Below are 16,129 nucleotides of genomic sequence, written 5' to 3' on the forward strand. Positions count from 1 at the left end.
TGTTGGCTAACCCCAATACCTTGAATTTAGTAATATTCGATAGTAACTTGCATATAAGTAAACGAATATTAAAATTTAATCAGTAATTGCTTAAACCGATTTTATAAAGAGTGTAAAACACCATGCAGACGCCAAATGTGTTAATTGTTGAAGATGAAGTGGTAACACGTACCACGCTAAAGAGTTTATTCGAAGCAGAAGGGTACAATGTATTTGAAGCTGAAAATGGTGATCAAATGCATGACTTCTTTGAAAATCACGCAATTAATTTGGTTATTATGGATATTAATCTGCCAGGTAAAAATGGCCTAATTTTGGCGCGTGAAGTACGCGACCGTAAAAATGTAGGTCTTATTTTCCTTACTGGCCGTGATAACGATGTTGATCGTATCTTAGGTCTGGAAATTGGCGCAGATGACTATCTAACCAAGCCTTTTAATCCTCGTGAACTGACTATTCGTGCGCGTAACTTATTATCTCGCACAACAAACTCTGCAGAAGACGATGATTTACCAAGCCGTGTAAACTTCAATGGCTGGATTTTGGATGGCGACAGCCGTTCACTTATTTCACCAACAGGTAAAGAATTCCGTTTACCACGCAGTGAATTCCGTGCACTACACTTATTCCTTAGCAACCCAGGTAAAATTCTTACCCGTGAACAGCTAATTATGGAAATGACAGGTCGTGAACTTCGCCCTAACGACCGTACAGTAGATGTAACTATCCGCCGTATTCGTAAGCACTTCGAATCAGATCCTTCTGATGAAGAATTGATTGTAACCATTCACGGTGAAGGTTACCGCTTCTGTGGCTCTGTCGACGGCTAATTAGCCCAAGTAGAGACACCAACGGTAATTACCGTTGTAAGTAATAGCCTGATTAAATACCAAAAAGCCGCTCAATAGAGCGGCTTTTTTACGTCCAAGATCGATAATGTAAGTTTTGAACGCACTTAAGCTTAGCTAGCGTGCGATGCTCTTATGAGCATGCAGTAAAAGATAAAAAATACCGATAGGCTTTTTTCTCTAACAAAAAGGCTTTGTGCGTACTTGGGCTCCACGAGTCATCGCCGCCTACCCCCATGTGAGCATGGTCGATGTACACGTAAGTACTGTCGGCAGTAGTTAAGTCGCAGGTGTGCTTAGCTTCATCAAGCTGCTTTTGCCCGTACGGGCTTACAGCAAAGTGAAAATCACCCGCTACTTTTACAGCGTTAATACTAAGCTCTCGACAATCACTACGAAGCCCATTGTCGGTAGGAAAGATGTAAGGTGTATGCATACTTGCAATACTTTCACTGTAACTACCAAACCTTGCTGCTGCTAGTCGGTCGGGATAATTTTCAAATGGCCCTAACCCCTTCCACTGAATATTAGCTTCAGACTGACTTGAATGAGGTACTGCCCACTGTAAACCGATACGCGGCATAGGTGGCAACGTATCGGCTAACTTAACCTGAACATCTAATGCTAATGTACCTGTTGCATCTACGCGGTAACACCAACTTGTAGCAGCGACTAGCGCATTGTTGTGATGGTAGTTAAACAGTGCCGTAACACGCACATCTTGTGTGCTTTCAATCACATCTACACCTGCACAGCTGCGTTGCCACTGGCCTATTCCTGCGCGGCGCCAGCGAGACTCCCATGCATTTGGATCGGGGTTATCCACTTCACTTACGCCAATATCATTATCTAACGGTGCCCTGAAGAAGTTATCTTCAAGTGGTGCACTAAGCTGCTCTTCGCCATTGGCTAACCAAGAAGTAAGTAACCCGGTGTTAGCATTAATAGCAAAACTAGTATTCGCGACTTGGATATTCACGTTAGATTCGCTGCGCTCTACCGTGACTCTATCTTGAGCTTTGTTCTCGCCTTTATTTTCAGCATTGGTAGCGCTTGCTGATGTCAATACAGATAAACCTGCGGTATTGGCAATCTCGAACTGCTCTGTATCTAATACATGCCCAGCATTCGCCCAGTCACAATCATTTTTAAGCACCACATCAATATTAAGGTGGTACGTCGCATCAGGCACAAACTCTATTTTAGGGGTTATCACAAGTGTTTGTGACGACTGGGGGCTAATACTTAACGTTTCAGTGCCGTTGGCAACGCACTCGCCGTTTTTAAGCCATTGCCATTGCAGAACTTCGTTATCGGTTGAGCGGAATACATAGTCGCTTGCGATGGTTAACTGATAACTGCCAGCTTGTTCGTTCTGTAAAGATTTAAGCGTGAATGCTAAATGCTGTTGGCAGTATTTCGCTTCAAATAAAGCAGGGTGCGGCGTGCGATCAGGAAACAGCAAACCATTAATACAGAACTGACGGTCGTTATCGGTATCATCAAAGTCGCCTCCGTAGGCCCAATAGGCCTCACCGCTGTCTGTATGCTTCACTAAGCCTTGATCGACCCAATCCCAAATGAAGCCACCTTGCAAACGTGGATAGTCTTTAAATGCCTGCCAGTAGTCCGCAAAGCTTCCTAAACTGTTCCCCATGGCATGAGCGTACTCACACAAAATAACAGGGCGGGTTTCACCCGGTAGTGATAACCATTTTTTAATCGCCCATTTAGGTACGGCATCATCAAGTACATCGGTATCTACCCGGGCATACATAGGCGCGATAATATCGGTTGCGGTAGTATTCGCACCACCGCCTTCGTATTGCACAGGTCGTGAAGGGTCAAAGGCTTTAGACCAACCGTACATAGCATCTTGGTTTGGTCCATGACCACATTCATTACCTAATGACCAAATAATAATAGACGCGTGGTTTTTGTCCCGCTCTACCATTTGCGTATAACGGGCTAAATAAGCTCCTGCCCACACCGCATCTCTCGATAAACGCCCCATCGGGAACATACCGTGGGTTTCAATATTGGCTTCATCTACTAAGTACAATCCATATTCATCACACAGTTCGTACCAACGAGGATGATTGGGATAGTGGGCGGTGCGTACCGCATTGAAGTTGTTTTGCTTTAAAAGCTTAATATCTTCAATCATGTCGGCTTCATTTACCGCATGACCTTTGCTTTCATGATGCTCGTGTCTATTTACACCACGAATAAGAATAGGCTTTCCGTTCACGCACAACTGGCCATCAAGCATATCTACCTGACGAAAACCTATGTTGTAGCCTTCGGCAACAACCACCTCACCTGCGTCGTTAAACAAAGTGACAACTAGGCGATACAAATAAGGAGTCTCGGCCGTCCATTTATTTGGTTCCGTAACCGCTAGCGATTGAAAAATCACATCATCCCACCCGCCTTTCTCATCTATACGGCGGTTGTTGGTGCCTGACACTGCTTGTTCGGTAACGGCGGTTTCACCATCAAACAACTGAATGCCCACGGTATAGCTTGCTGGTGCACTAATCGCGGTACGTACTTCTAAGCTGCCATCCCGATAACACGCATCTAGTTTTGGTGTGGCAAATACATCTTGAATATGATGCTGAGGTTTCGTTACCAATACCACATCGCGGAATATACCGCTTAACCACCACATGTCTTGATCTTCTAAATAGCTTCCATCAGACCAGCGAATAACCATTACCGCTAAGCGATTTTCACCCACCTTTAAAAAAGGCGTTAAATTGAATTCGGCCGGTAAACGGCTATCTTGCGAATACCCCACATATTCGCCGTTGCACCAAAGATGAAAGGCACTATTACCCCCTTCAAACACTATATGATTACGCAGCTGTACTGCCTCTTCGCTTACCGTAAACGTTTTGCGATAGCAGCCTGTGGGGTTATCGCTAGGTACTTCTGGCGGGTTTACCGGAAAAGGATATTTAACATTGCAGTAAATAGGCTTATCAAACCCCTGCATTTGCCAGTTTGAAGGCACGATAATAGGCTGCCAGTTTGCAACTTCAGGCAGTGCGTCAGACAATACCTCGCTCAATAAGTCTTCTGTAACGGCCTCAGGTTGGGGATATAATCTAAAATCCCACTCGCCATTCAAACTTTGTTTTTGCGCATTAGCGTTATGTTTAGCATCTTCTTGAGTTAAAAAACCGTTTAATGGACTATGTCCATTCACGCGATTTCTTTGGAATACGACAGGGTTTTGCCAATCTTTTTGCGCAACAACTTGAGCAACATTTGCCATTACTGGCTCCTTTTACGATAAGGTTTTTTAATAACAGGTGAAATATAGCGGAAACACGCGCAATCCTTTATGCTTGTTTCTCTCTTTAATTTATCCAAAACTCTCATTTTACAATTATGCAACCTACTAGCTTAGCTTCTTCTGGCTCCCAAAATATGTATGCGCAGAGAGCCTTTCGCGATATCGTGAATATTGGGCCACACTGCCTTGAACGCTTTATAGACAGTACAAATGCGCCAGAAATTAAAGCGCTAGACATTGAGTTGGCGGGTTGCTCGAATTTATCGGGTACTTATCAAGTAGGCCGAGTTACCCCTCCTAACCACACTATTTTTTATTCATTAAAAGGCAGCGGTAAAATACTCACCCCGTCTGGCGAGTACGCTCTACCAGCTTCAAGTGTGATTATTTTGCCAGCGCACCAAAGTTTTGAAGTACAAATTAATCAATTTGATGAAACCAGCGCAACGCCGGATGCAACTGAAGTAACGAAAAGCGAAGCCAGTGAAGTACAAGATAAAATTAACGCTGGGAAAGCGCCGCGAGCTCAAATTGAGCAAAGTTCAGAGCCAGCGCCGGCTGCGGATCAAGAGTTGCGTGCCGAGCAAGCGCCGCGAGCGGATCAAGAGCAGTGGGACATTATTTGGCTTAATTTATCTGACTGCCCTCGATGGCAGCATTTTTTTGATGTAGAACACCCTGTTCAACACAACATTGAATTGTCAGGGCTGCATCACGCGATGGAATTACTGTATTTAGAAACCAACAGTCAACATCGCCAAGCGGTGATTCCAATTATTCAGCAATATTTGCAGCATATTGCCACCCCGGTGAAAAGCACGCATCAAGTACGATTATCGGCCCTATTTGCTGCGGTAGAAAAGCAATTGCAGTTCAATTGGGATATAGACGCCTTGGTAGACAAAGTACACTACTCGGCCCCTCACCTACATAGGCTATGCCTTGCACAGTTTGGTCGAAGTCCCATGCAGCATGTTATTTATCTGCGCATGGTAAGGGCTAAAAATTTACTGATAAGCACGCAATGGCCCATTGCTTATATTGCCAACTATGTGGGCTACAGCAATGTGTTTACGTTTTCGAAGCGGTTTAAAAAATCACAAGGCATGCCGCCCAGCGAATTTCGCCAGCGGCAGTCTTTACATTAAGCAAGTTCGTTCAAACGCGCTAGATAAACCGAGAGGGTTTGAACGACTTAAATCCAAACAGAGAAACTAGCTTCCTGCTATTTTCATCTGATTAATAAGAATAGAACCGGTATGCACACTACCGCGCAAATCTTTGTCTTTCCCAATTGCTACAATGCCTGCGAACATATCTTGTAAGCAGCCTGCAATGGTGACTTCATGGACTGGGTATTGAATAACACCATTTTCTACCCAGAACCCAGCTGCACCGCGAGAATAATCGCCGGTCACTGTGTTCACGCCCTGACCCATAAGCTCGGTAACGTATAAGCCAGTGCCCATTTCTTTTAGCAAGTCGCTGTCGCTATGACCTGTGTCGCCCACTAACCAGTTGTGTATGCCACCTGCGTGACCATTGGTTTGAGTGTTTAGCTTACGAGCCGAATAGGTGGTGTAAAGATAAGTAGAAAGCTTTCCGCCATCAACTATTGTCATGTCTTTACAAGCAACGCCTTCGTTGTCGAAGCTAGAACTCGCTAAGCCCGACTTTATAAATGGGCGTTCTTCAATGTTTAGCCATTCAGGAAAAATTTGTTTACCTAAGCTATCTAACAAAAACGATGAACGACGATACAAACTACCACCGCTAATAGCCCCCACATAATGCCCGAATAAACTAGACGCTATGTCTTTGTGCAACAGAATAGGCACCTGAGCCGTATTAATCTTACGAGCCCCCAAACGCTCTACAGTGGCTTTTGCCGCTTCTTGCCCAATAAATACTGCAGATTGCAACAAAGGCGCCTGACGGTCTACTGTGTACGCGTAATCGCGCTGCATATCACCGTCTTGCGAACCAATCACCATACAGCTTAAGCTGTAACGGCTACTTGGATACCCAGCATTAATACCGTGGGTATTACCGTAAACACGCATACCAAGGTTAGCGTTATACGATGCACCGTCTGAATTTGTAATGCGAGGGTCGTAACCTAATGCCGCAGATTCCGCTTCAATCGTGGTGGCAATGGCTTTCTCGGTATCAAGCTCTTGCGGGTGATATAAATCTAAATCGGGGAATTCTGTGGCCATAAGTTCAGCATCGGCAAGACCAGTACAAGGATCTTCACTGGTGTACTTCGCAATATCTACGGCTTTTTCCACGGCCCGGGTAAGGGCTTCTTTGCTTAAGTCAGCCGTTGATGCGCTGCCTTTTCGCTTACCTACGTAAACACTAATTCCCAAGCCGCCATCGTTGGTAAACTCTACGTTTTCAACTTCTTGCATACGTGAAGATACCGCAATACCTTCCACTTTTGACATGCTTGCTTCTGCTTGGGTTGCCCCATTTTTTAGGGCTAATTTCAGTACATCATCAACGACATTCTGAATTTCTGATAACTGTTGCTCAATTTGCATAGTAAGTTTCGCTGTCTAAATCCGACTGTGATAGTTACAATTTAGCTAAAGTGTAACACTTATGAGTTTGAAATGAGCGATCAGAAATCTAAATCACGACAACAATCTAAGTTAGAAAGCGCCGAGCCTGAAGAAGAGCTCATTAGTAAAAGCGAACTAAAGCGCCAATCTAAAGACTTACAAAAGCTGGGGCAAACCGTAGTAAACCTTACTCCTGCTCACTACGCCACCATTCCGCTTGATGAAGAATTGAAAGATGCGTTAGATATTGCCCGTGTCATCAATAAGAAAAAAGACGGCTACAGAAGGCAACTTCAGTTCATTGGTAAGCTGCTTAGACAAAGGGATAATACCCCTATTGAAGTCGCCTTGGCTAAAATAACCCATCAACATCAAGCAAATAACGCTGCGTTTCATGAATTAGAACGTGCTCGCGAAGATGTGATCACCCGTGGTGACGACGCTATTCAGGGGCTTATTGAACAATACCCTGAGCTAGATAGACAAAAATTAAGGCAGTTCCATCGCCAAGTGAAAAAAGAGCAAGAAAAGAATGCTCCTCCTAAAGCTTACAGGGAGTTATTCCAATATTTAAAAGACGTTACTCAAAAAGAGTAGCAACATAAGGAGAGGTATATGGGGCGGCTTTTAGCGGCATGTGCTTTCGTTTGGGTATTATCAGGATGTAACGGTACCTCGGGGGCAAACGGCGACGACCCCTTTGGCAGTTCGGATAGCGACGATAGTACCACCTCTCCAGTCGTAGCACTTTCTCTTGAGATTGGCGATGCTAACTGTAATACGGTAAATCAGGCTAGTTTCGATATTGGTGATACTGCCTGCATCACCGCTACCATTACCGAAGATGGTGCCGCGTTAGCCGGGGAAATAGTCAGTTTCACAAGCGGTATAGGCACACTCTCTGTTAGCGATAAGCTCACTGACAGTAACGGTGAAGCCATTGTGTATTTAGACTCAGATAGCGCTATCGCTGGTGCTAGCACGATAACCGCGACATACGACAGCACATCGTCAGAAGCAAATATTGAGTTTTTAATTGCCGACACCGATACCGTATTTTTACCCACCCTTTTACTCACCTTAAGTGACAGTGCAGGCAATCAAGTCAGTAGAATTACCGCTGATGAAACCGGCACCCTTAGCGCGTCGCTGGTAAATATCGATGACACCCCAATTACAGATGCCATTGTTAGCTTCCAGGTATCTCGCGGCTCGGTAAGCATAGATGATGCGCTAACTACTAGTGACGGCCTTGCCAATAGTCAGTTACTCCCTACCGACGATGACCTAGGTGCTGGCACCGCCACTGTGTCATACGTTTATAATGAGCAAACCCTAACCGCTACACTCAATTATGAAATTCAGTCTTCTGCGGTAACCGATGAGGTTATTCAAATTGGTACGTTTGATAACGGCGAATTTGTCGCTGGTTTATTAGGGGTAGACGGTTACACCACGGACGAAGACGTTGTCATCGCCGCTGGCGCAACCCTGGGTGTTAACGTAGCACTGGTTAATTCTGAAGGCGAAACTTATGCCACCAGCATTCCTGTTACCTTTAGTTCGGTTTGTGTGGCGAACGATAGTGCCGATATTGATGAAACCGTATTTACCGCAAGCGGACAAGCTCGCTCTACATTTCAAGACAACAGCTGCGCGGGAAATACCGGCTTCGACGACGAAATAAGTGCAACGGTTACTATCAATAGCAGTACGTTAAGTGTGTCCCGCTCTATAGAAATTCTGCCTGAAACCGCAGGTAGCATCGCCTTTATCGATGCGTCTCCGTCATCGATTGTAATCAGTGGTACGGGCGGTCAAGATGCAAGCTCAGTATCAAGAGTAACTTTTCAAGTTAATAGTGCGCTGGGTAACCCGCTTGCTCAACAAGAAGTGGCGTTTAGCTTAAACAGTAATATTGGTGGCCTGGCGCTTTCCCCTGACACTGCACTGACTAACTCTGAAGGCCAAGTCAGCACTTTTGTGACAGCAGGTAGCGTACCTACTGCCGTTCGCGTTACTGCTGTTACTGAAATTGATGATACTAGCATTCAGTCTCAGTCTGACTTGCTTAGCGTGAACACTGGGTTGCCAGATCAAAACAGTATTAGTTTGTCGCCATCGAGTTTGAACCCTGAAGCGCACACCATTAATGGCAACGAACTGACCATTACCGCTAGCGCGGCTGATGCTTTTAACAATCCAGTGCCAGACGGCACCACGCTAAACTTCACCACCGAAGGCGGGTTAATTGAACCAAGCTGTACCACCCAAAGCGGCAGTTGCAGTGTGACTTGGACAAGTGCCGAGCCAAGAGTAGCCGATCACCGAATTACGGTCATGGTGACAGCGGTAGGCCATGAAACCTTAATAGATGCTAATGGCAATAACCTATACGACGATGCTGATGGCGGCGCAATTACCGGCAGCACGGGTAACGGACTTTCCATTTTGCTTCCTGATACCACCGGCTTTATCGATTACCCTGAAGCATGGAGAGACGATAACGAAAACGGTAGCTATGACGCCACAGAGCCCTTTTTCGATTACGACAGTTCAGGTGACTTTACCCTGGCCAATGGACTATTTGATGGCCCGCAGTGCGATGCCACAAGCTGCGGAAATAGCGCGCTGCATGTGAGGCGTGCCATGGTGATTATTATGTCATCGTCATCTGCATTACTCACGTTTAACAGCAGTACCGATGCGCTAGCGAACAATACTAATCCGCCAGGGTTAACGCCTGTGTTGAGTATACCAAGAGGAAGCAATGCGTTGCTATCGTTAGCGTATTCAGATACCGCCAATCAGCCACTAGCGGAAGATACCGAAATTAGCATTACAAGCTCTGAAGGAGGTATTTCAGGTTCACTTGAAGCCACAGTCCCTTCTAGCAACGCGGCAGGTAACAGACAACTATCCTTCGTACTGACTAATCTATTAGATGAGTCGGAAGCCAGCACCAGTGCGATTGTAAGTGCGCTAGTGACCTCTCCCAGTGGGGTTACTACCAGTCTTGATATGGTAGTCACTTTAGAATAGAAGGCTCTTTCGCAGCTAACATGCTGCACTGACCGTATATAGACAGTCATAAATATTGCAATAAAAAAAGGCGCCAACCGGCGCCTTTTTCGAATTCTCACACTAGCGTAACGCGTAATTTACGCCGTTCCGCCCACAGTAAGCTCGTCTATTTTCAATGTAGGTTGGCCTACGCCAACAGGCACGCTTTGGCCGTCTTTACCACACACGCCAACGCCGTTGTCTAATGCCACATCGTTGCCAATCATGGAAATCTTCTGCATAACTTCAGGGCCATTTCCAATCAAAGTAGCGCCTTTAACTGGTGCGGTAATTTTACCATTCTCAATGAGATATGCTTCTGCACTAGAAAATACGAATTTACCTGATGTGATATCAACCTGCCCACCCGCAAAGTTAGGCGCGTAAATACCTTTTTCGATAGAGGCGATAATCTCTTTCGGATCGTACTGCCCTTCTAGCATGTAGGTATTGGTCATGCGCGGCATAGGTAAATGCGCATAAGACTCGCGACGACCGTTTCCAGTTGGCGCAACACCCATTAGCTTAGCGTTATGCTTATCTTGCATGTAGCCTTTTAGAATGCCATCTTCAATAAGTACATTGTGCTGTGTTGGTGTACCTTCGTCATCAACCGACAACGAGCCACGACGATCAGCTAATGTGCCATCGTCTACTACTGTTACACCCTTTGCAGCTACTCGCTGACCAATCTTCCCGCTAAAGGTAGATGCACCTTTACGGTTAAAGTCGCCTTCAAGACCATGACCCACCGCTTCGTGTAACAATACACCAGGCCAGCCATTACCCAATACTACCGGCATAGCACCCGCTGGTGATGCCACCGCTTGCATGTTAACCCGGGCCATATGCAGGGCGTCGTCGGCTAATTGCTCATAGTAGGGGCGACCGTCTTTATCTGACTCGAAAAAGGAATAGGCGTATCTACCGCCAGCACCCGCGCTGCCACGCTCACGACGATCACCGTCTTCAAGCAACACAGAACAATTAAGGCGAACCAAGGGGCGGATATCGGTGGCAAATGTACCATCACTGGCAGCCACTAAAATTTCTTCGTATACACCACTAATGCTCACTACAACCTGATTGGCTGATGGCTCTTGCTGCCTAACATACGCGTCCACGGCTTTTAGCAAAGAGATTTTCTCTGCATCTTGCATGGCGAGAATAGGGTTTTTCTCACCGTAGCGCGCTTGATAGTCGCTACGCCCTAACGATGATACTTTTTGCGAACCGCCATCCGGGGCAATACTGCGCGCAGCGTTGCACGCCTTTACCAAGGCATCTTCGCTGATTTCATCTGAATAGGCGAAACCGGTTTTTTCACCGCTGATGGCGCGAACGCCAACACCACGTTCAATGTTATAGCTACCTTCTTTTATAATGCCATCTTCGAGCACCCAACTTTCGTGTTGGCTCGACTGAAAATAAAGATCAGCATAATCGGTATCGTGACGATGGATACCCGAAAGGGCTTTTTCTAGCGACGCTACATCTAGTCCAGAGTCAGACAGTAAATGGCGTTCAACAGATTTAGACAAAGTGACTCCTGAATCGGTTATGTTCGGCAACCGGCATATTTTGTTTAATGGCTTGTCGCGTTTCAATATTAACACTGGTTTGAATGACACCAATATTTTGAGGTAGCTCGCTCAAGGTTTCACCCCACGGCGAAACCACTAGGCTGTGACCAAAGGTTTCACGGCCATTTTGGTGCTCACCGGTTTGATTAGCGGCTACTACATAGCATTGTTTCTCAATGGCTCGCGCTTTCACTAACGTGTGCCAGTGCGCTTCACCTGTTCTTTGCGTAAAGGCAGCAGGCAACACTAAAATATCGATATCCCCCATGGCGGTAAACAAGCCTGGAAAGCGCACATCATAACATACCGCTAGCCCAATGTTGCCAATTGGGGTTTTTACCGTAACAACTTCACTGCCTGGGTTTGTAAACTTAGATTCTTTGTAGCTGCCCGTATTGTCATCAACCGACACATCAAAAAGGTGAATTTTACGATAGTCGGCCAATACTGTGCCGTCTGGGCCAAACAATAAACACGCTGCTGAAAACTTTGACGCATCATTGGTAGCCATAGGAAATGTGCCCGAAACAATGTAGCACTCATGGGCTTTGGCTAGCGCCGATAAACGTTGCTGAATCAGCCCTTCATCTTTGACTTCGGCGGCATTGAGTAGCTCGCCATCTTTGGTACCAAAACAGGCAAAGCATTCTGGCAATACCACCAAGCTGTCTTTTGGGACTTGTTCGTTGGCAAGCGCCTGCTCTACATGATTCAAATTGTCTTCTACACTGGGTGTAGATGTCATTTGAACTGCAACTAGATTAACCATCGATAACCTCCATTTTTACTCTGCGTAAATCATCTTCGGTAAGCGGCCGATCTAATGGCGAAGTGCTTTCTGGCGACACATTCGCCGGTAAGCTTATATCTTTACTATGTCGTTCTACTTCTTCGAACTGCGGATTAGTAATGGTACCAGAAACCTTATAGTTCACGTTCGAGATAACTTTAGCAGATGTTAACACTTGATCTAACGCCAGCGCAGCCAATGCGGTTGGAGGCGTAGCTAAAAAGTACACTAAAAAGGGCAAGTTGCCCGTTACATTAGGGGCAAAGGTTATATTGTAATTAAGGCCACCGGTATTTAAATTGGTATACCCTTTAATTTCAATCTCACCTGCACCGCCGTCTATTTCAGTATCGTCGGTAAAGGCGGTACCGTCCGCAATTTGTAGGCTTCCACCCATTTTGTCGTAGAAGAAACCCGTGGCAAATACATCTCTAAAATCTAGGCTTAACTTACGTACTAATGAGTTTAGGCTGAATAATGTGAATATGCGCGACCCTTTATCACTGACCTCAGTGAGATAACCATCAGTGAGGGCCCAATCTACGTCACCACTTAGTTTGTCTAACGAAAAGTCGAATGGAGCGGAAGGCCAACCCAAATCAAATTTAACATCGGCTTCAGAGTCTTTAATACCCGACGTTATTCCTCGTTGCTTTAACATTTGGCCTACATCAGGGGAAGAAAGCGTGCCGTTTAAACGGGTGGTGATGTCGCCGTTTTCATGCTGCCAGTATCCGGTTGCAGTTACATCGGCACTGGAAGAGCGCGTGAGTAATTGTCTTATTTGCAATCCTTGGTCTGTTTTCGCTACATCAAGGGTGACTTCGCCTAAATCGAGACCATGAACACTACACACATTGCAATAAAAGTAGATAGGTGGTACATCTAGCGGGTCAACCTCCACGACTTCAGCTTGCTGCTTAGCAATTTCGATTTCTTCTACCGGTGTCTCGTTTAATTCAGTTTCAGTCGCAGGTTTATCCAGTACTAAGTAATCAGCATTAATATCGATACCTTGGTTATTAATATCGTTATTCACCCTAATAGTTGCTCGCGCTTTTGCCGCATCCACCTGTAGCAGCCAATCTTTGTCTTGTTCTCGAGCGGTTAAAGACACGTTATTCAGTGAGTGCCCCCACCCTGTTAAGGTATCTGCAGTCACAAATATGCGTGATGGCACCCCGAAGATGTTTTGCTTTTGGGCACGGTTTTGTGTGGATAACGTATCGCTATTGATATTCTTATTTGTTATGGCGCTGGTGTTTGTATTAACGGTTAAGCTCGTACTAGCATCGTCCATTTTGCTCGGCATAATCAGCGTCTGCAAGGTAGTGAACCATTCAACAATGTCGGCCTGCTCTAAGTTCGCGGCAATACTAAACCCGGTACCTCTATCACCCACATCTGCGTCGCCTAAGGAAAGAAGTGCTCGAGAAAATTGCATTTCTTTATGGGGCAATACGCCGTCGAAATGAATGTTGTCACCGAGCCTTGCCTCTATATTCGACGCTTGTAGATTACCCTCACTGTTAATTTGTAGTGGCAGACTGGTGCCTTGAACAGTTGCAAACGGCGCTGGCAACAAGCTTTGGGTTGCCGTTAAATCGGCGTTAATTTGGGCATTATAGGAAAAGTCACTATTAGATAAGCTCAAATTAACATCGGCCTGCCAATGGGTTTCACCGTCTAGGTAATCAATAAGGTCGGTTTTCACATACTTCACTAGCGGGTGAACATGCCATAACCCTTTAAGGTTCACATTAACGTCGTAGCTATCGTTCTGACGCCCCTGGATTGACATTTCCACAGGCTGGCCCAATAAACTCGCAGTTAACCCGTTAGCGTCAATTTCTGCGTTGTCGAAGGTAAGCGTTCCGTTAGCATCATCGAACTGCATACGTGTGCTAGTAATATACACATCATTGTTGTTTAACTGAGCTTCGCCTTGAACACGTATATCTTTGCCTTTAAGCGGTATATCTAATGTTAAGCTTGCGGATAATGGTCCTGAAACTTGCACATCTTTATCGAGCACTTTGCCTAGCGAGCTGGCAATTGAAGACTGTTTCATTAACGAGGTTAACTTTTCCCCTGTTCCAGAGCCGTCTGCTTTAATCGTTAACATTGAAGATGGGTGTAGACGTGGAATTTCTGCCGACATAGCCGCCACATCTATACCTGCTAACGTTCCTTTGTCACTTTCCATGACTAAGCCGGCATTTTCAAAACGTACCGACAAATCAAGTTCATTTAACGCAGGCCATTTTGATGAAAACACAAAGTCGCTATCTTCAATATCGACATAAGCTTGAAAAATGCCGCTGTTGTCGTTAAACGGATAGTTTTTAGGATTACCGTGCCACAATACTTGCGCTTTGCTTATGCTACCTTCGCCAGCGAAGGCACGGGTAAGAAATTTATCGGTATTCACGCCCATCAACGAGGCAGGAAAGAAGTTATTTACGGCGTTTAACGCCAGAGGCTCAATATTGGCAAATATGTCTAGGTTGCCCGTGGTTAAATTGGCACGAAATGCGGGCTCTAACACTAACTGTTCACTGTCGAACACGAGCTCTTTGCCCGTCATCACCCATTGCTTTTCGTCACCTACCGCTAGGGTATGAAAGTACAGGTTGGCGTTGAAGGCATTGATATCCAGATTTTGCTTAATAATATTGTCAGCAGATAAGGTACTGTTTTCACTTTTTAAGTAAACAGCGCCAGACTCTTTATACCAATAAATGTCGGCATCTAGCGAGGTAAGACCTGGGGTTTTGCCGGCTTGCTCCCATGACAAATCAAGAATTTTTGCGGTTAATTCCGGGCGGCGATTTCTAAATTGAAGTTCCAACGTGGCAAGTTGCCCTGTGGGATTTAACGCGCGAATTTCCTCTTCGCTGGTGTCATCCATAAACAAGGGTAGAAGCATCAGAAATGGATTTATCTGAACCGGTTTTACAATGCTGACGACTGCGTCGCCTGCATTTGTTACTTTACCTACGAAATCAGCTTCTATGGTTTCGTTGCCAGAGTCTATCACCAATTGATCTACCCTAACGCTCCACCCATCTTGCGTGGGTGCTGCTTCAATACTGCCACCACGAATACCTGTGACTAGGGTTGAGTATTCTTCTCCGCCCCATTCCAATAAACTTTCTTCAAACTGGGCTTGAACACCCGTAATGCCATTACTTTGTACATCGGCCCATATTTCGAAACTGGCTCGGCTTTCAGTTAAGGGACGTTTGGTTTTGATTAAGTCGCTCACCCAAGGTGAAATATCTAAATCTTCAGCGCGGGCATAAAACACCCCTTCAAAGGCATCTTTGTTGCCAGTCACATCAATAATGAAAGAAGCAGAATTCGACGATACATCGGCCACCTTCATTTGCCCTAAGCCTTGGTGACGTTTACCGCTGTTGTTCCAGGTTAACTGGTCGATGATGAAAGATTGAGTCTCGCCATTTTTAGAGAGAAGCACTTCCCCTTCTTCAAGAGAGAAGCTTTGAAGTTGTTCTAGAAATAAGCTTTTTAATGCATCAACAACAGGAAAGTTGTTATCGCCTGCACGCTCGAACCTATCGGCATCAACATCGAGCTTAAGGCCGCGAAGTTCAAAACGTGTAGAGGAGATCATTTGTCGTCTCAAAGACTGCCAAAAATCTAATTCAACATAGACTTGACGAATATTGAGTCCGACAGGAGACGCATCACTTTGCGCCATGGAGACCGAATTCAAGACAATACTCGGCCCAGAGCGTTGCCATACTGCATGCACGCTGTTAATAGTAAGATTTACGCCATAGCGCTGGCTGATATAGTCTTCCAGCAGATGCTTGTTGTGTTCAATATGCGGCAGCGCATAGCGAGCGGCGCTGATTAACAGCGCGAATAGAACAAGCAGGATGGCAAGCAGCAACCATATTTTTTTAACTAAATAGGCTGCTACCGACGTTAAATTTGTCACACTTCGC

Annotated in this window: 9 protein-coding genes; 4 read left to right on the forward strand and 5 right to left on the reverse strand. The window is 45.5% G+C overall.

What is annotated here, in order from left to right:
- Positions 1-122 precede the first annotated feature (122 nt).
- Entirely contained in the window at positions 123-830 is a 708-nt protein-coding gene (arcA, locus tag C7Y69_RS09530) for a two-component system response regulator ArcA (RefSeq protein ID WP_013785842.1), read from the forward strand.
- A 151-nt stretch (positions 831-981) separates the two neighbouring features.
- Here the strand turns inward: arcA and C7Y69_RS09535 are convergent, their stop codons facing one another.
- Complete coding sequence (locus tag C7Y69_RS09535; protein WP_126872550.1) at positions 982-4,131, reverse strand: beta-galactosidase; 3,150 nt, start codon at positions 4,129-4,131, stop codon at positions 982-984.
- 155 nt (positions 4,132-4,286) lie between these two features.
- Between C7Y69_RS09535 and C7Y69_RS09540 the strand changes: the two genes are divergently transcribed.
- On the forward strand, positions 4,287-5,300 hold the full coding sequence (locus C7Y69_RS09540) for an AraC family transcriptional regulator (protein WP_260563489.1): 1,014 nt from the start codon (positions 4,287-4,289) through the stop codon (positions 5,298-5,300).
- Between the two features lie 66 nt (positions 5,301-5,366).
- Here the strand turns inward: C7Y69_RS09540 and pmbA are convergent, their stop codons facing one another.
- Positions 5,367-6,698 (reverse strand): metalloprotease PmbA, encoded by a 1,332-nt coding sequence (gene pmbA / locus C7Y69_RS09545; RefSeq protein ID WP_126872552.1) that lies wholly within the window; start codon positions 6,696-6,698, stop codon positions 5,367-5,369.
- Positions 6,699-6,770: 72 nt separating this feature from the next.
- On the opposite strand from pmbA, the gene yjgA reads away from it, so the two are divergent.
- Entirely contained in the window at positions 6,771-7,316 is a 546-nt protein-coding gene (gene yjgA / locus C7Y69_RS09550; protein ID WP_126872553.1) for a ribosome biogenesis factor YjgA, read from the forward strand.
- Positions 7,317-7,334: 18 nt separating this feature from the next.
- Complete coding sequence (locus tag C7Y69_RS09555) at positions 7,335-9,761, forward strand: Ig-like domain-containing protein (RefSeq protein ID WP_126872554.1); 2,427 nt, start codon at positions 7,335-7,337, stop codon at positions 9,759-9,761.
- Between the two features lie 119 nt (positions 9,762-9,880).
- On the opposite strand, the gene tldD is transcribed toward C7Y69_RS09555, so the two are convergent.
- Genes tldD through C7Y69_RS09570 form a run of 3 tightly spaced genes read right to left on the reverse strand, consistent with a single transcriptional unit; the run spans position 9,881 to position 16,122 of the window.
- Entirely contained in the window at positions 9,881-11,323 is a 1,443-nt protein-coding gene (tldD, locus tag C7Y69_RS09560; RefSeq protein WP_126872555.1) for a metalloprotease TldD, read from the reverse strand.
- On the reverse strand, positions 11,316-12,134 hold the full coding sequence (locus tag C7Y69_RS09565; RefSeq protein WP_013785849.1) for a carbon-nitrogen hydrolase family protein: 819 nt from the start codon (positions 12,132-12,134) through the stop codon (positions 11,316-11,318). The genes tldD and C7Y69_RS09565 overlap by 8 nt, the downstream gene beginning before the upstream one ends.
- Complete coding sequence (locus C7Y69_RS09570; protein WP_013785850.1) at positions 12,127-16,122, reverse strand: YhdP family protein; 3,996 nt, start codon at positions 16,120-16,122, stop codon at positions 12,127-12,129. Before C7Y69_RS09570 ends, C7Y69_RS09565 begins: the two co-directional genes overlap by 8 nt.
- Positions 16,123-16,129 lie beyond the last annotated feature (7 nt).

Source organism: Alteromonas sp. KS69, assembly GCF_003989595.1.
In the GTDB taxonomy this organism is placed as follows: Bacteria; Pseudomonadota; Gammaproteobacteria; order Enterobacterales; family Alteromonadaceae; genus Alteromonas; species Alteromonas naphthalenivorans.